This window comes from Sphingobium amiense (genome assembly GCF_003967075.1).
Classification (GTDB): domain Bacteria; phylum Pseudomonadota; class Alphaproteobacteria; order Sphingomonadales; family Sphingomonadaceae; genus Sphingobium; species Sphingobium amiense.
Genome location: NZ_AP018664.1, coordinates 709,380 through 729,197, shown reverse-complemented (window position 1 = coordinate 729,197; position 19,818 = coordinate 709,380). Strand labels below are relative to the sequence as shown.

Sequence of the window (19,818 nt, the reverse complement as noted above, 5' to 3'; positions counted from 1 at the left end):
GCGACACTGAAAGCGGAGCCGAAGTTCACACCGTCGGTGGGACGCGCGAATGGCGGATTTCGGGGCGGATTCCGGGCGCAAGGCGACTGCGACGCGGCGGTGAGGCGGCGGGGAAGCGACAGCGAGGCGACAGGGACGCGCCAGTGAGGCGACAGGGACGCGACGGGCGCGCGACGGTGCGGCCGGGGGACGTGGCGGTGGAGGAGTGGCGCGGGCATGACGGGAGTGGATCATGACGCGGGGGGTGTAGGACAGGGGGGGAGAGATGGCTTAGATTGGCCGATTGGCGTGTTCAAACCAGCGTCAGACAAAGCATCTCCCTACCCCACACGCTGAAGCTTGAGCAGATAGTAGAGGTCACTTCGACGCACCGTCTGTGACTTGTCACCCTTGGCTTCGACCTCCGTGAAAAACATAGGCGCAGCGGCAGCAAGCATCGCACCGAACGCCTTCTCCTTGTCCGCCATCATACAGGCACCTGCCAACGCAGCAGCCATTTTTATCCCATCAACCGCGCGCTTATACCAAGGCCGTGCAGGGTCACTGGCAAGCTGGCGAAGTTCATCGAGCGCAGGTACGATTTCGGTTTGCACGAGGAATGCGGTTTCGCGCACTACCTCCTCAGGCGGTAGCTCCTTGAGCTTGTCACGCCACTCCCCAGCATAGCGCAACATCGCGCGACGGAATGCTCGCAACGCCTGAGAGTTTGCATTCCTGAATTCCATAATGTCGTCCGGCGCGAGGAGCGGCACACCGTCTAGCGCAACGCGCATGGTTTGTAGTGCAAGGAACCCCGACAATGCCTTCGCGTCACCCGTCATGTCGCCTGCAGCGCCCGGTACAGGAAGGCCCGGCATGTCGCTAACGAGTGGAGCGCCAAGCTCTCCTGACTTCCGGAGGGCGGCAGCTTGGTAGTAGTAGTCGCCGGGGTACGTTAGGTGCTCGTCACTGCCCGGTACTCCCTTGTGATGCCAAGGCGCGAAGGTTGGGATGAAATTCTTCGACGGGGGTCCCCACATTTCCGCATACATCCGTTCGACCATCTCGCTGTCGCCGTTATTCTTGTCCAGTGGATCGTCCTTTGTACGGTCGAAGGCAAAGAAGCCGGGCATTCTTTCGGATAGTTCGGCAAATTTCATCAATGTGACTAGTGCGCGCGGGTCATTAAATCTGCTTGGAGGCAGCGCAGCAATTCGGTCGATTTCTGCTTTCCATGCATCGCGATCGTAGTCGCCCTGTGGCACGTAGACCCCCGGGAAATGAACCCGGTCGAACACGAGGCCCAGCGCAACGATGCTCGCCAAGGAGCGCGGAGCAGGTGCGCTGTAGTAGACAGCCTCAAGCTGGAGAGATTTGTCCAATTCAGCCACGCTCGTTCTTCCTCCCGACTTTTCCATCTGACGATAGATGGGCGGCTCACGCCACGCAAAGATGTAACCATCATAAAGTTAAGTGAACGGCTGCTTTTAGGGATAGCCGGTTACTGGCGGAATGTCCGACAATGGCGCAACCCAGCCATGAAACGCACTCCTCCCCGCCCTTCCCCTTACCCCCGCCTTCCCCTACCCTTCCCGCCATGCTCTCCGTCCATCACATAGCGATCATCTGTTCGGACTATGCGAGGTCGCGGGCTTTCTATCGGGATGTTCTTCGCCTGCCCGTGATCCGGGAGGTGTATCGGGCGGAGCGGGAGTCATGGAAGTGCGATCTCGATGCGGGGAATGCGCAGATCGAGCTGTTTTCCTTTCCCGCGCCGCCGCCCCGGCCCAGCCGCCCCGAAGCGCGGGGGCTGCGGCATCTGGCGTTCAATGTGGACGATCTGGACGCGGAGGTGGCGCGGCTCGCGGCGGCGGGGGTGGTGTGCGAGCCGGTGCGGGTGGACGAATATAGCGGGCAGCGCTTCACCTTCTTCGCCGACCCCGACGGACTGCCGCTGGAGCTTTACGAGCGGGTCATTTCGCAAAGCGCCTGAAGAAGCTGTCGGCGTTCCATGTCGGGCGCGCGGGCGCGTTGGCGACGCGCAGGGTGACGGCGGTCACATAGTCGTTCAGCTTCGCGCTTTCCGCCGGCATCACCGGCTGATCGAGATCGTCGAAGGGCGAATGATAGAGGTTGGCGCGCCACGCTTTTTCGGTTTCGGCTTCGGGCGTCCCGGCCCTGAACCCATATTTGAAGAAGAGCGCGGGGATGCCTTCGCGAATGAAGGCATATTGGTCGGAACGGATGAAGACGTTGCGGTCGGGGAAGGGATCGGGGACGATGGGCAGGTTCATCGCCCTGCTGACCGCCGCCGCATCCTGCCCCAGACTGCTCTGGTCGTAGCCGACCGGCGTCACGCTGGTGAGCGGGAAGATGGGGAGCGCCATGTCGAAATTGAGGTCGGCGACGATGCTCTTCTGCGGCACGGTGGGCCGCCGCGCGAAATAGCGGGAGCCGAGCAGCCCCTTTTCCTCCGCCGTGACGATGGCGAAGAGGATCGAGCGTTTGGGTTTCGCCTTGCCGGCTTTGAGCAGGCGGGCGATTTCCAGCAGGCTGGCGACGCCCGACGCATTGTCGAACGCGCCGTTGTAGATCGCGTCGCCCCTGACCGGCGTGCCGATGCCGTAACCGTCCAGATGCGCGGAGAGGACGACATATTCGCTGGCGAGTTTGGGATCGCTGCCGGGCATGACCGCGATGAGGTTGGGCGAGGACAGGGTGCGGCGGGTCGCGGCGACCTGCGCCTTGAGCCGCTGGGCGAGCGGGAAACCCCTGATCGGGGCGGAGGCGTCCGCGGCGGCGGCGATGGCGGCGAAATCCTGTCCTGATCCTTCGAACAGAAGCGCGGACTTTGCGGGATCGAGCTGCGCGCCGAGGAATGGCGCCTGCGTGTCACGCAGGGAGGCGTCGGCATAATAGAGCGCGGGTGCGCCCGCCAGCGCGATGCGGCGCGGCCAGGGAATTTCGACCTGCCCCGGCGTCACGAGCTGGATGAGGCCGACCGCGCCCTGCCTGGCGAGCCACTGCGCGCGTTCCGACCGGGCGTGGGACTTGAGCGCGCCGGACATGGCGGACGGACCGCCGGAGATGACGACGACGATCTTCCCCTTGAGGTCGAGGCCCGCGAAATCGTCATGCCCCGCTTCGGGGAGGTGGAGGCCGTAGCCCGCGAACACCAGCGGCGCGTCGATGCTCTCCACCACCGGGCCGCCGCCGCCCGAGAAGATGAGGTCGCCGGGAACCGACAGCGTCGTTTCGCCCTGCGCGCCGACCAGCGTGGCGCTGCTGCGGCTGGAGTCGACGATCTGCTCGACAAAGGCGACGGGCTGTTTGAAGCCGTCGACGCCCATGGGCTTGAGGCCGAGCGCCTTGAGCTGACCGATCACATAGTCGGCGGCGCGGTCATAGCCCGGCGTGCCGGTGCCGCGCCCCTCCATCCCGTCGTTGGCGATGGCCTGCACATGGCTCCACCAGCGCGCGCCGTCGCTGCGCGGGGCGGCGGAACCGGCAGCGGCCGGGGCGGCAAGACCGAGCGCGAGCAGAGGAAAGGCGTGGAAAAACATGCGCATCGGCGGGCGGGCCTCTTGTGGGTTCAGCATGCTATCATGCTTCTTTCCGGGCAACGAACAAGGGGGGTTGGAACCGCCATGGAGATAGCGTATTAGTCAGGCAATACAGTTACAGGAGATGCCGATGCGCCCGACCGCCCCTGCCCTCATTCCCGTCCTCATGGTCTCCGCGATGGCGATGGTGCCCGCCGCCTGCTCGCGCGAGAGCGGGTCCGGAAGGCATGAAGATTCGGGCCCGCCCGCCGATCCTGCGGCCTGGGCGAGCCTGAAGGGCTTTACCGCAATCGAGGCGACCGGGCCGGACAATGTGATCGTGACGCGCGGCGATTTTTCGGTGCGGGCGGAAGGGGAGCAGAAAGTCCTCGACCGGCTGGATATCCGGGTCGACGGCGACAGGCTGGAGATCGGGCGCAGGAAGCGGATGGGCATGAGCTGGAGCGACGACCGGGGCGCGACGATCCGCGTCTCCCTCCCCGCAATCCGCAGCGTCGAGGCGACCGGGTCGGGCGATGTCGAGGTCGACCGCGCGGATGGCGAGGGCTTCACGGCGGAACTGACCGGGTCGGGCAACGTCAAGGTGGCGGCGATGCAGGTGCGGTCGCTCAAGGCCGAAATCACGGGGTCGGGCGACATGAGCGTCGCGGGCGCGGCGGAGAGCGTGGACGTGTCCGTCACCGGCTCCGGCAATTTCTCGGGCGAGAGCCTCAAGGCCGGGCGCGGCGAGGCGTCCATCCTGGGTTCAGGCGATGTGGGCTTTGCCTCGGACGGGCCGGTCGATATCAGCATCATGGGATCGGGCAACGTCACGGTGAAGGGCAAGGCGCAGTGCAAACAGAGCATCATGGGATCGGGCGAGGCGCGCTGCGCGCCCTGATCGGCGGCGGGCTGCTGATCGCCGCGCCCGCGCAGGCAGCGACGCGCGGCTTCACCATCACCAGCTTCGACGCGATCCGGGTGGACGCGCCGGTGAACGTGGTGCTGACCACGGGTGCGGGGGCTTCGGCGCGGGCGGAGGGCGACCAGAATGCGCTGGACCGGCTGAAGGTCGACGTGTCGGGACGGCTGCTGGTGGTGACGATGGAGCGCCCCCGCCCCGGCGAGAAGAGCGGCGGCGCGGCGACGGTGCGGCTGTCCACCGGGATGCTGCAACGCGTGGTGCTGACGGGCGGCGGATCGGTCGCGATCAACCGGATCAAGGGGCTTTCGGCGCAGATCGTGCTCGGCGGTAATGGCGATGTGAGCGTGGGCGATGTGCAGCTCGACCGGCTGGAGGTGGCGCTGGCGGGCGGCGGGCGCTTGTCGCTGGCGGGGAAAGCGGGCGTCGCGAATATCCGCGTCAACGGCCCCGGTTCGGTCGCGGCGGAACCGCTGCGCGTCCAGCAGGCGAGCATCGTCAACGAAGGACCGGGCAGCGTCGTGCTGACGGCGGACGGCAGCGCTAGGATCGTGACCAGCGGATCGGGCGACATCAGCGTCGCGGGCAAGGCCGCCTGCTCGGTGGAGAACAAGGGCACCGGGCGGCTGATCTGCGGGGGCGAGGCGTATTGAGAGGTTGCGGAGACGGCAAGTGGCCCGCTTCACATGCGATCAATTGCCCCATCGGTCGTCTTTTGGGGGAAGCGACTGGAGGCGACCGACGCGGCTGGCCTTTTCAGCCAGAAGCCGTAGGCCGGCTCCTCTTGCAACAGAGCCGCCAAAAGTCGAGAAACTCCAACGTCCTTTTACGATGCCCTGCCCTTCCCAGGGGACCAGAATCAACCGATCGAAACTGTGCCCCACCTTTAATGGTGGTGGACGGTGATCGCATGGCAATGAAATATTGGGCCGGTTCGATCCCTGACCATAGTCGCGTTCGGAACGGTAGATGATGAAATCGCGCGGCGACCCTTCGCCCACATAAATTTGATGAGCCCGGATTATCTCCGGCTGGTGTTTCGCGGCGTCGAAGGCCTGTATGTTGATTTCCACTGAGAGTTGACCCGGGATTTTCATCGAGAAGTGACCCGGTTGGAAGGTATGTCCCGCTATGCGGGTGGTGGGTCAAGCGGGTTATTTTTCCTTTCGTGATTTGGGGTCCGCGGCGCTGGCCCTGAACCGAAAGCTGTCATTGCCGGTCTCGAGGATGTGACAGTGGTGGGTGAGCCGGTCCAGCAGAGCCGTTGTCATCTTGGCATCACCGAACACGCCAGCCCATTCGCTGAAGCTGAGGTTGGTGGTGATGACGACGCTGGTGCGCTCGTAAAGCTTGCTCAGCAGGTGGAACAGCAGCGCGCCGCCTGACGGGCTGAACGGCAAGTATCCGAGCTCGTCGAGGATGACGAGGTCGAGGCGCAGGAGCCGTTCGGACAGTTGGCCTGCCTTGTTCATGGCCTTTTCCTGTTCCAGCGCGTTGACCAGGTCGACGGTGGCGAAGAAGCGGACCTTCTTGCGGTGATGCTCGACCGCCTGGACGCCAAGTGCGGTGGCGACGTGCGTCTTGCCGGTGCCGGGGCCACCGATCAGGACGACGTTATGGGCGCCATCGATAAACTCGCCGCGATGCAACTGGCGGACCATGGCTTCGTTGACCTCGCTGGAAGCGAAGTCGAAGCCGGCCAGGTCCTTGTAGGCCGGGAACCGGGCCGCCTTGATCTGGTAGGCGATGGACCGAACCTCGCGCTCGGCCATCTCGGCCTTGAGCAACTGGGAGAGGATGGGGATGGCCGCATCGAAGGCGGGTGCCCCCTGCTCGATGAGGTCAGCGACGGCCTGGGCCATGCCGTACATCTTGAGGGAGCGCAGCATGACCATGACGGCGGCGCTGGCGGGATCATGACGCATGACGCAGATCCTTCCCGCGCAGCGTATCATAGCGCGCGACATTGGCCTTCGGCTCCCGGCGCAGGCTCAACGCCTGTGGGGTATCGATGGCGGCGATGCTGGTTGGCTTGCCGTCGAGCAGCCGGTGGAGGATGTTGAGGATATGGGTCTTGGTCGGCACGCCAGCTTCCAGCGCCAGTTCGACGGAACAGAGCACCGCCTGCTCATCATGTTGCAGGACCAGCGCGAGGATCTCCACCATCTCCCGGTCACCGCCGGGGCGCTTGAGCAGGAAGCCCTGCAACTGCCGGAAGGCCTCGGGCATCTCGGCAAAGGGCGCGCCGTTGCGCAGGGCGCCAGGCTTGCGCTGGATCACCGCCAGGTAATGCCGCCAGTCATAGATGGTCCGCCCTGGCTGGTCATGGGACCGCTCGATGATCCGGCCATGCTCGCACAGGACCTGGCCCTCGGCGGCGATGACGAGCCGGTCAGGGTAGACCCGCAGGCTCACCGGCCGGTTGGCGAAAGAGGCTGGCACGCTGTAGCGATTGCGCTCGAAGGAGACCAGGCAGGTCGGCGATACCCGCTTGGTGTGCTCGACGAAGCCATCGAAGGGCCGGCCCAGCGGCATCAGACTGGCGACCTCTTCGGCATGCACATCGGCGATGGTGCCGGGCAGGACGCCATGCTGGATCTGACCCCATTGCGCGATGCACTGCTCCTCGAGCCAGACGTTGAGCGCATCGATGTCGGGGAAGCTGGGCATGGGTTGCCACAGCCGGCGCCGTGCATCCTGCACGTTCTTCTCGACCTGTCCCTTCTCCCAACCGGAAGCCGGGTTACAGAACTCGGGCTCGAACAGGTAATGACTGGCCATCGCGGCAAAGCGCGCGTTGACCTGCCGAGCCTTGCCCGTGCCGATCCGATCAACCGCGGTCTTCATGTTGTCGAAAATCCCGCGCTGCGGCACGCCGCCCAGCACCCGGAAGGCCTGGGTCAGAGCGTCGAACAGCATCTCGTGAGTCTGGAGCAGATAAGCTCGGACGGTGAAGGCGCGGCTGTGTGACAGCTTGGTGTGCGCCACCTGCAGCTTGGTCTGCTTGCCGCCCAGCAAGGCCCAGTCCTCGCTCCAGTCGAACTGGAACGCCTCGCCCGGCGCAAAGACCAGCGGCACGAACGTGCCGCGACCACTGGTCTGCTGCTCGCGCTGACGATCGGCCTTCCAGGTCCGCACGAAGGCCGCAACGCGCCCGTATGAGCCGTTATAGCCCAGGACCACGAGATCGGCGTGCATCTGCTTCGCCGTGCGCCGCTGCTTGCGCGACTTGCCAGCCTCGATCCGCAGCCAGCCTGACAGCTTCTCCGCATACGGGTCCAGCTTGCTCGGCCGCTCGGGAACCTTGAACTGCGGCTCTACCGTGTCCGCCCGCAGGTACTTGCGGATCGTGTTGCGCGACAAACCAGTGCGCCGCTCGATCTCCCGGATCGGAACCTGCTGCCGGAAATGCCAGCGCCGGATTACACTCAATAACGCCATGTCGATCACTCCTGAATCCTCCGACCAATCAGCCAGAGGGAAGTCAAAACATGGGTCACTTCTCAGTGGAAACTTATGCCCCTCCCGGGTCAACTCTCAGTGGAAATCAACAGCCTGTATCAAGGTTCCCCGGATCATCACGCCTCTCGCCGCTATATCGGCTGCAATCTGTTCGGCGGGCGGAGGGGCGATGGAACACGCCCCTGCGGGCGCGGCACTTCCAAACAAGATCGATAGCCCAAAGAGCCAAGAACGAGCCATGAGTGGCCTCCCATGTTCAAGCGGAGACTAGCAGGCCCGGCCACTTCCGCAATGTCTGCAGATGGCCGCACATAATATATGCTCTTTTGCCGGAGAGACGGTATGCGGCAAATGCGGTCAGCCGCCTCGCCTTGAAGGGGCGCATGGTTGCAGCTTATCGAAAACTTTACCGCGCCGGGGTAGCAAGGTGCAAACCCACCAACGCTGGATAGCATGACCGTCGCCGTCGCCATTTTCGCGCATCAGGAAGAAAGGCGGATCGGCGCGTGCCTTGCTTCGCTGCCGCTCGACCGGGCGGATACGGTCTTTCATGTGCTGGTGAACGGGACGACCGACGCGACTGCCGAGCGCGCGCGGGCTGCGGCGGGCGGACGCGGCAATGTCATCGTCCATGACATAGCGCAGGGCGGCAAGTCGCGGACATGGAATCATATGGTGCATGGCCTGCTGACCGGCGGGGAAGAAGCGGTCGTCTTCATGGACGGCGACGCGCAGATCGTGGCGGGGTCCATCGACGCACTGGTGGCTGATCTTGGCGCGCATCCGCAGGCCAATGCAGCGGCCGGACTGCCGATGAACGGGCGGATGGCGGCGGCCTATCAGGCGGGGCTGCGGGCAGAGGGCGGCATGTTCGGCGATCTCTATGCGCTGTCGGGCGGTTTTGTGCGCGACATCCGGACGCGGGGGCTGCGGTTGCCGGACGATCTGATCGGCGATGACGGGCTGGTGGCGGCATGGGCGCATACGGGGCTGCGCGACGACAGCCACTGGGTGCATGAGCGCGTCATCGCCTGCGAGCGGGCGGGGTTCCTGTGCGAGCAGGTCAGCATCGCGCGCCCGTCGACATGGGCGATGCAATATAAGCGGCTGGTCAGCTATTCGGTGCGCTTTTTCCAGAACCGCATCCTGTCCGACATCATGACGCGCGAGGGACCGGATGGCCTCCCCGCGCGCCTGTCGAGCCTCTATGGGCAGTGGCTGCCGCGCTTTCGCCCGCGCCCCGGCCTTACCGGCTGGTTCGACCGCAGGGCGCTGGCGCGGATGCGCAAGGCGGCGGGCTAGCGATCCCTGCCCGCCAGTTCCTTGTTGACGTAGAGCGCGACCATCGTCGCGACTGCGCCGGACAGGAGGTAGACGCCCGACGCGACAAGGCCGAACTTCACCGCGAGGAGCAGCGCGACCAGCGGCGCGAAGCCCGCGCCGACCAGCCAGGCGAGGTCGGACGTGAGCGCCGAACCCGTATAGCGCGCGTCGGTCGAGAAGTTCGACGCGACGACGCCGGACGACTGGCCGAAAGAGAGGCCGAGCAGCATGAAGCCGAGGATCATGAAGGCAACTTCGCCCAGATCCCCGCCGTTCAGCAGCAGCGGCGCCATGACCGAGAAGATCGCGATCCCTCCGGCGGACCAGCCGAGCAGCGAGCGGCGGCCGATCTGGTCGGCGATGAAGCCCGACACGACAATGGCGAGCAAACCGACCGATGCGCCGATCATCTCGATGATGAGGAAGCGTTCGATCGGCTGGCTGGTGTAAAGAGCCACCCATGAGAGCGGGAACACCGTCACCATGTGGAACAGCGCGAAGCTGGCCAGCGGAGCGAAGGCGCCGATGATGATGTTGCGCCCTTCCTTCCTCACGGTCGGCAGCACCGGCGAGGGCACAAGGTCGCGCTGTTCGAACAGGCGGGCGAACTCATGCGTCACGACGATGCGCAGCCGGGCGAACAGCGCCACCACGTTGATCGCGAAGGCGACGAAGAAGGGATAGCGCCAGCCCCAGTCGAGGAAATCCTGATGCGACATGTTGAGGAGGAAGAAGGCGAACAGCCCGCTCGCCACCAGCAGCGCCAGCGGCGCACCGAGCTGCGGCACCATCGCATACCAGCCGCGCTGATGCTGCGGCGCGTTCAGCGACAGGAGCGAGGCAAGGCCGTCCCATGTTCCGCCGAGCGCAATGCCCTGCGCCGCGCGCAGCATCACCAGCACTAACGCAGCGTAGTGGCCGATCGTCTCGTAACCGGGTAGAAAGGCGATGGCGACGGTCGAGGTGCCGAGCAGGAACAGCGCGCCGGTCAGCTTTGTTCCGCGCCCGTAGCGGCGGTCGATGGTCATGAAGATGAGCGAGCCGAAGGGCCGCGCGATGAACGCGACGGAAAAGATCGCGAAGGAATAGAGCGTCCCCGTCAGCGCATCGACATAGGGGAAGACCAGATTCGGAAACACGATGACCGACGCGATGGCGTAGACGAAGAAGTCGAAAAACTCGGAGGTGCGGCCGATGATGACGCCGATAGATATGTCCCCCGGCGCGACGGCGTGGTCGCGCGCGTTGATCTTGCGCGCGTCATCCTCAAGTGGGGTGGAGGTAAAGGCAATGGCCCCTGAACTCATGAACATCCGCTCCTTGGCTGGGCCACCGGTGCGGTTTGCGCGTCTGCCAGCGGCCAGGAATAGGCAACATAGCAGAAAACCGTCAGAATCTAAGCGGTATCCTGCGCCAGCGAATTTTATTGCAGGTGCGCGGCATGGGACAAATTGCCCAGTGGCCGCCCCCGGCGCGAACGGGTAGGCGCGCGCCATGTTCCAGTCCTGTCTACGCCCTGCGAACCGGCTTTTCCGCTGGTCCGCGCCGATCCTTGCAGCGCCGCTGGCGGGCTGCAACTGGGTCGTCATGAACCCGTCAGGCGATGTCGCGCTGCAACAGCGCGACCTGATCCTGATTTCGACCGGCCTCATGCTGCTGATCGTGCTGCCGGTGATGGCCATGGTCGTGTGGTTCGCGGTCCGTTATCGCGCGAGCAATGCGGCGAGCGAGAAGGACTATGATCCCGACTGGGATCACAGCACCAAGCTGGAGCTGCTGATCTGGTCCGCGCCGCTGATGATCATCATCGCGCTGGGCGCGCTGACATGGGTGAGCACGCACAAGCTCGACCCCTATCGCCCGCTCGACCGACTGGAGGCGGGCAAGGCTATCGACCCGGCGGTGAAACCGCTGACGGTGCAGGTGGTGGCGCTCGACTGGAAGTGGCTGTTCATCTACCCGGAGCTTGGCATCGCGACGGTCAACGAACTGGCGCTGCCGACCGACGTGCCGGTGCGGTTCGACATCACAGCATCGACGGTGATGAACAGCTTCTACGTGCCGGAACTCGCCGGGCAGATCTACGCGATGCCGGGCATGAAGACGCAGTTGCACGCGGTCGCCAACCGGGCGGTGACGGGCAAGGGGCTGTCGGCCAATTATTCGGGCGCGGGTTTCAGCCACATGCGCTTCAACTATCGGGCGATGGATCAGGCGGGCTTCGACCGCTGGGTCGCAGGGGTGAAGAGCAGCCGGGTGGGCCTGACCCGCCCTGTCTACCTGACGCTGGCAAAGCCGAGCGAGAAGGCGCCGGTCGCCTATTTCACGACCGCCGACCCGAAGCTGTTCGACGCGGTGGTCAACCTCTGCCCCCGTCCCGGCCAGCGCTGCATGAGCGAGATCATGCATGGGGACATGATGGGCGGGTCCGGCAAGGAATCGGCGCGTGACATTCGCGGCCTGCAATATGACTTCCCCGGCAGCCATGTGGTCGACCAGCGCGAACGCAACGAGGGCAAGGAAACCGCCCCCGACGCGCCCGGAGCCGAACATTCGCCCGCGATGGATCACACTTCTCACGGCGGCGCTGACGCGCACGCCCAGCATCGGTAAGACAGATGACAACGACACAGATGATCTTCGGTCGCCTGACCTGGGACGCGTTTCCGTGGCATGAACCGATCGTCGTTGCGACATTCGGCGCGGTGGTGCTGGGCGGCGCGGCGCTGGTCGCGGCGCTGACCTATTTCAAGCTCTGGGGCTATCTCTGGAAAGAGTGGTTCACCAGCGTCGATCACAAGAAGATCGGCATCATGTATATGGTGCTGGGCCTCGTCATGTTCCTGCGCGGCTTTGCCGACGCGATCATGATGCGTCTTCAGCAGGCGGTGGCGTTCAACGGGTCGGAGGGATATCTCAACGCCCATCATTACGACCAGATCTTCACGGCGCACGGCGTCATCATGATCTTCTTCGTAGCGATGCCGTTCATCACCGGCCTCATGAACTATATCGTCCCGCTCCAGATCGGGGCGCGCGACGTGAGCTTCCCCTTCCTCAACAATTTCTCCTTCTGGATGACGACCGGCGGCGCGATCCTGGTGATGTGCTCGCTGTTCGTGGGCGAGTTCGCGCAGACCGGATGGCTGGCCTATCCGCCGCTGTCGGGGATCGACTATAGCCCCGCGACCGGCGTGGATTATTATATCTGGGCGTTGCAGGTGGCGGGCGTGGGCACGACGCTGTCGGGCATCAACCTGATCGCGACCATCATCAAGATGCGCGCGCCGGGCATGTCCCTCATGAAGATGCCGGTTTTCACCTGGACGTCGCTGTGCGCCAACGTGCTGATCGTCGCGTCCTTCCCGATCCTGACCGCGACGCTGGTCCTGCTGTCGCTCGACCGTTATGCGGGCACCAATTTCTTCACGAACGACTTCGGCGGCAACCCGATGATGTATGTGAACCTCATCTGGATCTGGGGCCATCCGGAGGTTTATATCCTCATCCTGCCGCTGTTCGGCGTCTTTTCCGAAGTCACCTCGACCTTCTCGAACAAGCGGCTCTTCGGCTATACGTCGATGGTCTATGCGACCTGCTGCATCATGGTGCTGTCCTACCTTGTGTGGCTGCACCACTTCTTCACCATGGGGTCGGGCGCCAGCGTCAACAGCTTCTTCGGCATCACGACGATGATCATCTCGATCCCGACGGGGGCGAAGCTCTTCAACTGGCTGTTCACCATGTATCGCGGCCGGGTGCGGTTCGAGCTGCCGATGATGTGGACCGTCGCCTTCATGCTGACCTTCACGGTCGGCGGCATGACCGGCGTGCTGCTGGCGGTGCCGCCCGCCGACTTCGTGCTGCACAATTCGCTGTTCCTGATCGCGCATTTCCACAATGTCATCATCGGCGGCGTGCTGTTCGGCCTGTTCGCGGCGATCAACTACTGGTGGCCCAAGGCGTTCGGGTTCCGGCTGAACCAGTTCTGGGGGCATGTCAGCTTCTGGTGCTGGAACATCGGTTTCTGGCTGGCCTTCGGACCGCTCTACGCCATGGGCCTGATGGGCGTGACGCGCCGGATGCGGGTGTTCGACGATCCGTCCCTGCAGCCCTTCTTCATCGTGGCCGCCATCGGCGCGGCGATCATCGCAGCGGGGATCGGCGCGATGCTGGTGCAGTTCGCGGTATCCATCTGGAAGCGCGACGAACTGCGCGACGGGACGGGCGATCCCTGGAACGGCCGCACGCTCGAATGGGCGACCAGTTCGCCGCCGCCGGAATATAATTTCGCCTTCGCGCCGGTCGTCTATGACGGCGACACCTGGGCGGACATGAAGAAGAACGGCTATCAGCGGCCCGTCAGCGGCTTCCAGCCGATCCACATGCCGAGCAGCACGGGCGCAGGCGTGATCCTCGCCGCCCTCGCCACGCTCTGCGGCTTCAGCCTCATCTGGTATATCTGGTGGCTGGCGGCGCTGAGCTTCGGCGGGATCGTCGCGGTCGCCATCGGCCACACCTTCAACTACAAGCGCGACTTCTACATCCCCGAAGATGTGGTGACGCGCACCGAGGAAGCGCGCACGCGCGCCCTCGCGGCGGGAGCCTGACTGATATGAGCAGCGTGACTGCACCGGCGGAACCCAGGGCCTATCACCTGCCCGAGGAGCCGCACCTCCACGAAGGCCACAGCACCATGCTGGGCTTCTGGATGTACCTGATGAGCGACTGCCTCATCTTCGCCATCCTGTTCGCCACCTATGCGGTGCTGGGCGGCAATTATGCGGGCGGCCCCGGCCCCAAAGACCTGTTCGACCTGCCGCTGGTCGCGGTGAACACGGCGATGCTGCTGTTTTCGTCCATCACCTACGGCTTTGCCATGCTGGCCATGGAGAAGAACCGGGTCGGCGCGACGCAGGGCTGGCTGTTCGTCACCCTGCTGTTCGGCGGGGCATTCCTGTCCATCGAACTGTATGAGTTCGCGCATCTGATCCATGAGGGCGCGGGGCCGCAGCGCAGCGCCTTCCTGTCCGCCTTCTTCACGCTGGTGGGGACGCACGGGCTGCACGTCACATTCGGGTCGATCTGGCTCGTGACGCTGATGGTGCAGGTCGCGCGCAAGGGACTGATCGCGGCCAACAGGCGCCGCCTCATGTGCCTCAGCATGTTCTGGCACTTCCTCGACGTCATCTGGATCGGCGTTTTCACCTTTGTCTATCTGATGGGAGTCCTGCGGTGAGCGATGCAGTCCACAGCTACGGTCACGGGCATGGCCACCATGACGAGCATCATGACGAAGGCGCGCACGGGACCATGGGCAGTTACATGATCGGGTTCGGCCTGTCGGTGATCCTGACGGCCATCCCCTTCTGGCTGGTGATGGCGAATGTGCTGGAAAATCCGCGCCTCACCGGCTTTGTCATCATGGCCTTCGCCGCGGTGCAGGTGGTGGTGCACATGATCTACTTCCTGCACATGAACACGCGGGTGGAGGGCGGCTGGTCCTTCATGGCGATGATGCTGACCATCGTGCTGGTGGTCATCACCCTGTCCGGCTCCATGTGGGTCATGTATCACCTCAATGCCAACATGATGCCCCATGCGGACATGGACATGGGTGCGACGCAGGAAATGCGCACCATGCAGGATAGGGGCGAGATGCCGTGACAGCCGGGGAAGCCGGAGGGCGCCGGCGGCGCTCTGCCGCCTTCCTGATCGGCATCACGTCCATCGCGCTGCTGCTGGTCGCGGGCTTTTCGGCGCTCGGGGTCTGGCAGGTCCAGCGCCTTCGCTGGAAGCGCGACCTCATCGCCCGCGTCGAAAGCCGGGTCCATGCCGCTCCCCTCCCCGCGCCCGTCAGCGCAACTGCGGACGACGAATATCGACGGGTCGCGGTGTCGGGCGCGTTCCTGCACGACAGGGCCGCGCTGGTGCAGGCGTCCACGGTGCGCGGCGCGGGCTATTGGGTGCTGACGCCGCTGCGGCGGGACGATGGCGGCATCCTCTTCGTCAACCGGGGCTTCGTGCCCGGCCGCAAGGCGGACTATGCGCGGCCAACCGGGCATGTGCGGATCGTCGGGCTGCTGCGCCTCAACGAACCGGGCGGCGGCTTCCTGCGCGGCAACGACCCCGCCGCCGACCGCTGGTATTCCCGCGATGTCGACGCGATCGCGCGGTCGCGCAGGATCGCGGCGGCCAATTATTTCGTCGATGCGGAGGCCGGCCCCTCCCCCGACGCGCTGCCCGTGGGCGGCCTGACCGTGCTGCGCTTCGCGAACAATCATCTGCAATATGCGATCACATGGTTCGCGCTGGCCGTCATGAGCCTGTTCGCCTACATTCTGGCGATGCGCCTGCCGGAAAAAGATCGCGAGCCATGAGCAAGCCGCACAGGCGCGTTCGATGGCTGCCGAGCCAGTGGCCTGCGGACGCCGCGGGGCGGCGCAACATGGCGCTGCTGGTGCAGTTGCGCTGGATCGCGGTCGCCGGGCAGGTCGCGACCATCCTCATCACCCATTTCCTCATGGGCATCCGCCTGCCGCTGGGCACGATGCTGGTGGTGCCGAGCATCGCCATCTTCATGAATATCGGCAGCCTGATGATCCTGCGGCGGCGGACCGACATCGCCCATGCCGAACTGTTCCTGGCGCTGCTGTTCGACGTGCTGGCGCTGACGACGCAGCTTTATCTCAGCGGCGGGGCGACCAATCCCTTCATCTCGCTCTATCTGGTGCAGGTCGCGCTGGGCGCGGTGCTGCTGCATCGCTGGAGCGTGTGGGGCATCGTCGCGGTGTCGAGCGCGTGCGCGGCGATGCTGGCCTTCGTCCATCGCCCGCTGGTGGTGAGCGGCGCGCTGGAAGGGCATCTGTTCGACCTGCACATCGTGGGCACATGGATATGCCTGACCATGATCGCGGTGCTGCTGGTGCTGTTCGTGACGCCGGTCAGCCGCAACATCCAGGAACGCGAATCGCACCTTGCCCGGCTGCGGCAGCAGGCGGCGGAGGAGGAGCATATCGTGCGCATGGGGCTGCTGGCGTCGGGCGCGGCGCATGAGCTGGGCACGCCCCTGGCGCAGGTCGCGGTGCTGCTGGGCGACTGGCGGCACATGCCGCAGATCCGCAGGGACGCCGCGCTGCTGGAGGAAGTCGAGGAGATGGAAGCGGCGGTGATGCGCTGCAAGGCAATCCTGTCCGGCGTGCTCCTGTCGGCGGGCGAGGCACGCGGGGAAGCGCCGCAGGTGACGCCGGTGCGCGACTTCATCGAAGCGATCGCCGAGCGGTGGCGCGCGGCCAATCCCGGCGCGGGGCTGCGCTGCGACTTCGGGCCGCACGACTATCCCCGCATCGTCGCCGACCCGGTGATCCGGCAGGCGCTGACCAACCTGCTCGACAATGCGCGCGAGGCCGGCGCCACCTGCATCAACATGATGGTGGGCCGGGACCGGGAATGGCTGCACATCGCGGTGCGCGACAACGGGCCGGGCTTCAGCCCCGACATGCTGGCCGATGTCGGCAAGCCATACCGGTCCAGCAAGGGGCGGCAGGGCGGCGGCCTTGGCCTCTTCCTCGTGTTCAACGTCGCGCGCAAGCTGGGCGGGCGGATCGACGCGAGCAACGGCGCGGACGGCGGCGCGATGGTCCAGTTGCGCCTGCCGCTGTCGAAGGTCGCGCTGGAGGATGAGGAAGGGGACGGCGATGTCGGCTGACAGGCAATTGCTGATCGTCGAGGATGACGAAGGTTTCTCGCGGACGCTCAGGCGCTCCTTCGAGCGGCGCGGATATGAAGTGCTGCTCGCCGACAGCCTCGAAAGCGTGAATGCGGTGATCGCCGGTCATCGGCCCGGCTTCGCCGTGGTCGACCTGAAGCTGGGGCCGCAATCGGGCCTTGCCTGCGTGGCGGCGCTGCATGCGCATGATCCCGCGATGCTGATCGTGGTGCTGACCGGCTTCGCCAGCATCGCGACGGCGGTCGAGGCGATCAAGCTGGGCGCGACCAACTATCTTGCCAAGCCGTCCAACACCGACGACATCGAAGCCGCTTTCGCCCGGTCCGGCGGCGATCCCGCGACGCCGCTCGCGCCCCGCCCCACGTCGATCAAGACGCTGGAATGGGAGCATATCCACGAAGTGCTGAAAGACAGCGACTTCAACATATCGGAAGCCGCGCGCAGGCTGGGGATGCATCGCCGCACACTGGCGCGCAAGCTCGCCAAGCGACAGGTTGGTTAGCGGCGGCCTGCTGGAGCGGGTGAGGGGAATCGAACCCCCGTCGTCAGCTTGGGAAGCTGCTGCTCTACCATTGAGCTACACCCGCCTACGCCAGTCTCTATACCTAGTAATCTAGCCGTTTTTCCCGCCCTCCACAACTGCAAAAGCTGGCTGGGCTGCGGTAAACTTGCGGTAGGCACCCGGCGCGAGCGCTTCGATCTCATCTATGATGGCCTCAGTCGCGTCAAGCGCCAAACCCAGATTCGCAGGGTCAGGAACCGCGTAGAGATCGCTGATCGACGCCTTCACATGCCCAAGCATGATCTCGCCCTGTCGCCAGTTCGCCTCCCCGATGCGCGCCCGGGCAAGCGTTGCCATGGATCGGCGGATCAGCTTCTCACCGGCCTGCCCTTTCCCCGGCAGCTTCAATTCGCGGCGCATGTTGTCCCATCCATGCCTGATGCTGGAGACGGGAAGCCATTGCCCGTCCAGTTCGTCCAGCCATGGTGCAAGCTGCTTTGGCACCGGCACCATTGGGCGATACTTCTTCGTCTGCCGCCTGCCTTTCGGGTTCAGGTTCAGCACCCGGGCAGCGCTGTGCCACTGGTAGGACGTAACTTCATAGATCGCATCTGGCCTTGCCCATGTCGCCACGGCCATGCGGAGATAGGCCAGCAAGTTACCGCGCGTTGCCGCAATCATGGCGCGCTCCTTATCGGAACGTCCGCCCTTGGGTCGCAGGCAGTAATTAAACATGGCAGCTATCATCGGAATGTCGGCGCGGAAGGTCGGGCTGTTGGCGACCGCCTTCATCTGCTCAGCCTTGAACGGCGCTTTCTCCCCGGGCGTGGCATTGATGGCCGCCGAGATCTGGAGAACGCAGCCCTCGATATGGGACAGCGAGCGCTTGGAGCCGTCAGGGTTCGGCTTGTCAGCCATCCACTTACGGAAGCCGTCGATCCAGCGCTGATCTACCGCCGCTGTCTTGATCGCGTCATTGGTCGCCAGCACATAGTCGATGGCATGGCCTATGCGGTTCTTCGTGCCCCTGAACCCGGGCTTATGCTCGGACAGGATGAGGTAATCAGATAGCGCCGTCAGCAGGAGGGGCGAACCGGAATGATCCCATGGCCTATGGCATGTCGGACAAACGCGATGCTCTGTGTCGGCCAGATATAGCCGGTCTAGTGCTGTGCGCCCTTCCCCGACAATCGCAGTGCCCGCGCTCTTGCTTCGCTCACGCTTTCGCTGTTCGTCATACCAGACGATTTCGAGGTTATCCCGGTCGGCCCTGCGATAGAGGGCGTATCTGCCCCGCTGATAGAGCGGTTTCGGGCGCTTCGTGCTCGGCATTGTTCCCTCTGGAATTTCTGGACTGCGGCGCGGAACGTGTCGATTGCGCCGGTAGATACGAGAAGATCAAGGTCTTCGGCTGTCAGATTGATCGCCTTGCCGGTTTCGATCTTCCGGGAAAGACGCCGGTCAAGGTCAGGCAAGCTCCCCATCCCTACTCCTCCCTCGCCGCAGCGATCATGGCGGACCAGATGTTTGCCATAGCCGCTTTGTCGAACCGCGAACTTGTCGTCAGTCCAGCCTCCACCATCCCCTCTGTCGGCACTTCAAGGGCGCGGAGGGCGGCTTGGGCGTTCGGCTCATAATAGCGCCAGCGCGGGCCATCGTTGGACATGATGGTGTCGGGGTCGTAGCCAGCTTCCAAGCACATCTGCCTGCTGATCTTCTCCACCATCTTCATCGCGCGGGTTCCTTGTTGAGGAGGGCGGCAACATCGGCGGCCCAACTATGCAGGACTTCCTTGTCCATCGTCGGGCGGTATTCGCGCGCCAGTTTCCGCAACGCCTCCACCTCAGCAGAGAGGGCGCGGGTTGCTTCAAGCGCGGCGATCTCTTTGCGGTGCGTGCGGGCTTCGCTGAAGTGGTCGGCATAGAGGCGGGCGACATAGGTGTCATGGCCTGCGCGCGTCTCAAATAGCTCCCATTCGGGCGTGAGAAGCTCAAGCGTCCGTTCGCAGGACGCGAGCCACTTCCGACGCTTGTCGAGCATGCCTTGGATCGTCGCGTCTGTATCGACGGCGGTTAGCGTCACCTCGCTCATTCTTCCCGTCCTATCTCAGGGGTGGTGCGGATATGATCTATCTTCATGCGATCGCTGCGCTTGCAGGCCACGCTTTCGAGATATTCCAAGATCCGCTCCCGTTCGTCGGCGCGGATTGCGGCAATGACAGCGTGAAGAGCGCCGGGACGGATGCCGCGCATCGGATTGCCTTGCAGAAGCACTTCGCCATAGTCGGGTGACAGGCCATATTCCGCCAGCAGGATCAGCACAGCAGCGGCCATTTCGGAATCAGGCATCGTCACCCTCC

At 64.5% G+C, this 19,818-nt stretch carries 21 protein-coding genes and 1 tRNA gene; 11 read left to right on the top strand and 11 right to left on the bottom strand.

What is annotated here, in order from left to right; all coding sequences use genetic code 11:
- Window positions 1–320 precede the first annotated feature (320 nt).
- Complete coding sequence (locus SAMIE_RS03445) at window positions 321–1,370, bottom strand: hypothetical protein (protein WP_126516726.1); 1,050 nt, start codon at window positions 1,368–1,370, stop codon at window positions 321–323.
- Window positions 1,371–1,576: 206 nt separating this feature from the next.
- Here SAMIE_RS03445 and gloA2 point away from each other — a divergent pair, with 206 nt between their 5' ends.
- On the top strand, window positions 1,577–1,972 hold the full coding sequence (gene gloA2, locus SAMIE_RS03440) for an SMU1112c/YaeR family gloxylase I-like metalloprotein (RefSeq protein WP_066704253.1): 396 nt from the start codon (window positions 1,577–1,579) through the stop codon (window positions 1,970–1,972).
- Here the strand turns inward: gloA2 and SAMIE_RS03435 are convergent.
- Window positions 1,953–3,548: a M28 family metallopeptidase gene (locus tag SAMIE_RS03435; protein WP_066704250.1), complete on the bottom strand. Its 1,596-nt coding sequence runs from the start codon at window positions 3,546–3,548 to the stop codon at window positions 1,953–1,955. The genes gloA2 and SAMIE_RS03435 overlap by 20 nt on opposite strands.
- A 124-nt stretch (window positions 3,549–3,672) precedes the next feature.
- Between SAMIE_RS03435 and SAMIE_RS03430 the strand changes: the two genes are divergently transcribed.
- Together SAMIE_RS03430 and SAMIE_RS03425 are read left to right on the top strand one after the other, a co-directional pair.
- Window positions 3,673–4,422, top strand: coding sequence for a head GIN domain-containing protein (locus SAMIE_RS03430; RefSeq protein WP_066704247.1), 750 nt, complete (start codon window positions 3,673–3,675; stop codon window positions 4,420–4,422).
- Window positions 4,374–5,096, top strand: a complete 723-nt coding sequence (locus tag SAMIE_RS03425; protein ID WP_066704246.1) for a head GIN domain-containing protein — start codon at window positions 4,374–4,376, stop codon at window positions 5,094–5,096. Before SAMIE_RS03430 ends, SAMIE_RS03425 begins: the two co-directional genes overlap by 49 nt.
- 39 nt (window positions 5,097–5,135) lie before the next feature.
- Here the strand turns inward: SAMIE_RS03425 and SAMIE_RS03420 are convergent, their stop codons facing one another.
- The 3 genes from SAMIE_RS03420 to istA are packed head-to-tail and all read right to left on the bottom strand — an operon-like array spanning window position 5,136 to window position 7,884.
- Window positions 5,136–5,540 (bottom strand): hypothetical protein, encoded by a 405-nt coding sequence (locus SAMIE_RS03420; RefSeq protein WP_126516724.1) that lies wholly within the window; start codon window positions 5,538–5,540, stop codon window positions 5,136–5,138.
- 57 nt (window positions 5,541–5,597) lie between these two features.
- A complete protein-coding gene (gene istB / locus SAMIE_RS03415; protein ID WP_066704332.1) occupies window positions 5,598–6,368 on the bottom strand; it encodes an IS21-like element helper ATPase IstB in 771 nt (256 codons plus the stop codon).
- Window positions 6,358–7,884 carry an IS21 family transposase gene (istA, locus tag SAMIE_RS03410; RefSeq protein ID WP_066704330.1) on the bottom strand — a complete coding sequence of 509 codons (1,527 nt, stop codon included), beginning with the start codon at window positions 7,882–7,884 and terminating at the stop codon, window positions 6,358–6,360. Before istA ends, istB begins: the two co-directional genes overlap by 11 nt.
- A gap of 474 nt (window positions 7,885–8,358) precedes the next feature.
- On the opposite strand from istA, the gene SAMIE_RS03405 reads away from it, so the two are divergent.
- Window positions 8,359–9,207, top strand: a complete 849-nt coding sequence (locus SAMIE_RS03405) for a glycosyltransferase family 2 protein (protein ID WP_066703857.1) — start codon at window positions 8,359–8,361, stop codon at window positions 9,205–9,207.
- Here SAMIE_RS03405 and SAMIE_RS03400 read toward each other — a convergent pair.
- Window positions 9,204–10,535, bottom strand: a complete 1,332-nt coding sequence (locus SAMIE_RS03400) for an MFS transporter (RefSeq protein WP_066703910.1) — start codon at window positions 10,533–10,535, stop codon at window positions 9,204–9,206. The genes SAMIE_RS03405 and SAMIE_RS03400 overlap by 4 nt on opposite strands.
- A gap of 187 nt (window positions 10,536–10,722) precedes the next feature.
- Here SAMIE_RS03400 and cyoA point away from each other — a divergent pair, with 187 nt between their 5' ends.
- The 7 genes from cyoA to SAMIE_RS03365 are packed head-to-tail and all read left to right on the top strand — an operon-like array spanning window position 10,723 to window position 17,459.
- Window positions 10,723–11,841: a ubiquinol oxidase subunit II gene (gene cyoA, locus SAMIE_RS03395; protein ID WP_083952631.1), complete on the top strand. Its 1,119-nt coding sequence runs from the start codon at window positions 10,723–10,725 to the stop codon at window positions 11,839–11,841.
- Window positions 11,842–11,861: 20 nt separating this feature from the next.
- The gene (cyoB, locus tag SAMIE_RS03390) at window positions 11,862–13,838 is read left to right on the top strand and encodes a cytochrome o ubiquinol oxidase subunit I (RefSeq protein WP_066703860.1); all 1,977 of its coding nucleotides are present in this window, start codon (window positions 11,862–11,864) and stop codon (window positions 13,836–13,838) included.
- Between the two features lie 5 nt (window positions 13,839–13,843).
- The gene (gene cyoC, locus SAMIE_RS03385) at window positions 13,844–14,467 is read left to right on the top strand and encodes a cytochrome o ubiquinol oxidase subunit III (protein ID WP_066703863.1); all 624 of its coding nucleotides are present in this window, start codon (window positions 13,844–13,846) and stop codon (window positions 14,465–14,467) included.
- A complete protein-coding gene (cyoD, locus tag SAMIE_RS03380; protein ID WP_066703865.1) occupies window positions 14,464–14,895 on the top strand; it encodes a cytochrome o ubiquinol oxidase subunit IV in 432 nt (143 codons plus the stop codon). The genes cyoC and cyoD overlap by 4 nt, the downstream gene beginning before the upstream one ends.
- The gene (locus tag SAMIE_RS03375; RefSeq protein ID WP_066703868.1) at window positions 14,892–15,608 is read left to right on the top strand and encodes an SURF1 family protein; all 717 of its coding nucleotides are present in this window, start codon (window positions 14,892–14,894) and stop codon (window positions 15,606–15,608) included. The genes cyoD and SAMIE_RS03375 overlap by 4 nt, the downstream gene beginning before the upstream one ends.
- Entirely contained in the window at window positions 15,605–16,936 is a 1,332-nt protein-coding gene (locus tag SAMIE_RS03370) for an ATP-binding protein (protein WP_066703870.1), read from the top strand. Before SAMIE_RS03375 ends, SAMIE_RS03370 begins: the two co-directional genes overlap by 4 nt.
- Window positions 16,926–17,459 carry a response regulator transcription factor gene (locus SAMIE_RS03365; RefSeq protein WP_066703873.1) on the top strand — a complete coding sequence of 178 codons (534 nt, stop codon included), beginning with the start codon at window positions 16,926–16,928 and terminating at the stop codon, window positions 17,457–17,459. The genes SAMIE_RS03370 and SAMIE_RS03365 overlap by 11 nt, the downstream gene beginning before the upstream one ends.
- Before the next feature lie 11 nt (window positions 17,460–17,470).
- Here the strand turns inward: SAMIE_RS03365 and SAMIE_RS03360 are convergent.
- The 5 genes from SAMIE_RS03360 to SAMIE_RS03340 form a co-directional block, all read right to left on the bottom strand.
- Window positions 17,471–17,544 (bottom strand) — tRNA-Gly (locus SAMIE_RS03360).
- A gap of 26 nt (window positions 17,545–17,570) precedes the next feature.
- The gene (locus SAMIE_RS03355; RefSeq protein ID WP_126516723.1) at window positions 17,571–18,449 is read right to left on the bottom strand and encodes a hypothetical protein; all 879 of its coding nucleotides are present in this window, start codon (window positions 18,447–18,449) and stop codon (window positions 17,571–17,573) included.
- Window positions 18,450–18,945: 496 nt separating this feature from the next.
- A complete protein-coding gene (locus SAMIE_RS03350; protein ID WP_066703879.1) occupies window positions 18,946–19,191 on the bottom strand; it encodes a hypothetical protein in 246 nt (81 codons plus the stop codon).
- The gene (locus SAMIE_RS03345; protein ID WP_066703881.1) at window positions 19,188–19,550 is read right to left on the bottom strand and encodes a hypothetical protein; all 363 of its coding nucleotides are present in this window, start codon (window positions 19,548–19,550) and stop codon (window positions 19,188–19,190) included. The genes SAMIE_RS03350 and SAMIE_RS03345 overlap by 4 nt, the downstream gene beginning before the upstream one ends.
- Window positions 19,547–19,807 (bottom strand): hypothetical protein, encoded by a 261-nt coding sequence (locus SAMIE_RS03340; protein ID WP_066703883.1) that lies wholly within the window; start codon window positions 19,805–19,807, stop codon window positions 19,547–19,549. Before SAMIE_RS03340 ends, SAMIE_RS03345 begins: the two co-directional genes overlap by 4 nt.
- Between the last annotated feature and the right edge of the window lie 11 nt (window positions 19,808–19,818).

Excerpts from the sequence above, each read along its gene's own strand:
- gloA2 (WP_066704253.1), top strand. The coding sequence starts at position 1,577 with ATGCTCTCCGTCCATCACATAGCGATCATCTGTTCGGACTATGCGAGG.
- SAMIE_RS03435 (WP_066704250.1), bottom strand. The coding sequence starts at position 3,548 with ATGCGCATGTTTTTCCACGCCTTTCCTCTGCTCGCGCTCGGTCTTGCC.
- SAMIE_RS03430 (WP_066704247.1), top strand. The coding sequence starts at position 3,673 with ATGCGCCCGACCGCCCCTGCCCTCATTCCCGTCCTCATGGTCTCCGCG.
- SAMIE_RS03420 (WP_126516724.1), bottom strand. The coding sequence starts at position 5,540 with ATGAAAATCCCGGGTCAACTCTCAGTGGAAATCAACATACAGGCCTTC.
- istB (WP_066704332.1), bottom strand. The coding sequence starts at position 6,368 with ATGCGTCATGATCCCGCCAGCGCCGCCGTCATGGTCATGCTGCGCTCC.
- istA (WP_066704330.1), bottom strand. The coding sequence starts at position 7,884 with ATGGCGTTATTGAGTGTAATCCGGCGCTGGCATTTCCGGCAGCAGGTT.
- SAMIE_RS03405 (WP_066703857.1), top strand. The coding sequence starts at position 8,359 with ATGACCGTCGCCGTCGCCATTTTCGCGCATCAGGAAGAAAGGCGGATC.
- SAMIE_RS03400 (WP_066703910.1), bottom strand. The coding sequence starts at position 10,535 with ATGAGTTCAGGGGCCATTGCCTTTACCTCCACCCCACTTGAGGATGAC.
- cyoA (WP_083952631.1), top strand. The coding sequence starts at position 10,723 with ATGTTCCAGTCCTGTCTACGCCCTGCGAACCGGCTTTTCCGCTGGTCC.
- cyoB (WP_066703860.1), top strand. The coding sequence starts at position 11,862 with ATGATCTTCGGTCGCCTGACCTGGGACGCGTTTCCGTGGCATGAACCG.
- cyoC (WP_066703863.1), top strand. The coding sequence starts at position 13,844 with ATGAGCAGCGTGACTGCACCGGCGGAACCCAGGGCCTATCACCTGCCC.
- SAMIE_RS03370 (WP_066703870.1), top strand. The coding sequence starts at position 15,605 with ATGAGCAAGCCGCACAGGCGCGTTCGATGGCTGCCGAGCCAGTGGCCT.
- SAMIE_RS03365 (WP_066703873.1), top strand. The coding sequence starts at position 16,926 with ATGTCGGCTGACAGGCAATTGCTGATCGTCGAGGATGACGAAGGTTTC.
- SAMIE_RS03350 (WP_066703879.1), bottom strand. The coding sequence starts at position 19,191 with ATGAAGATGGTGGAGAAGATCAGCAGGCAGATGTGCTTGGAAGCTGGC.
- SAMIE_RS03345 (WP_066703881.1), bottom strand. The coding sequence starts at position 19,550 with ATGAGCGAGGTGACGCTAACCGCCGTCGATACAGACGCGACGATCCAA.
- SAMIE_RS03340 (WP_066703883.1), bottom strand. The coding sequence starts at position 19,807 with ATGCCTGATTCCGAAATGGCCGCTGCTGTGCTGATCCTGCTGGCGGAA.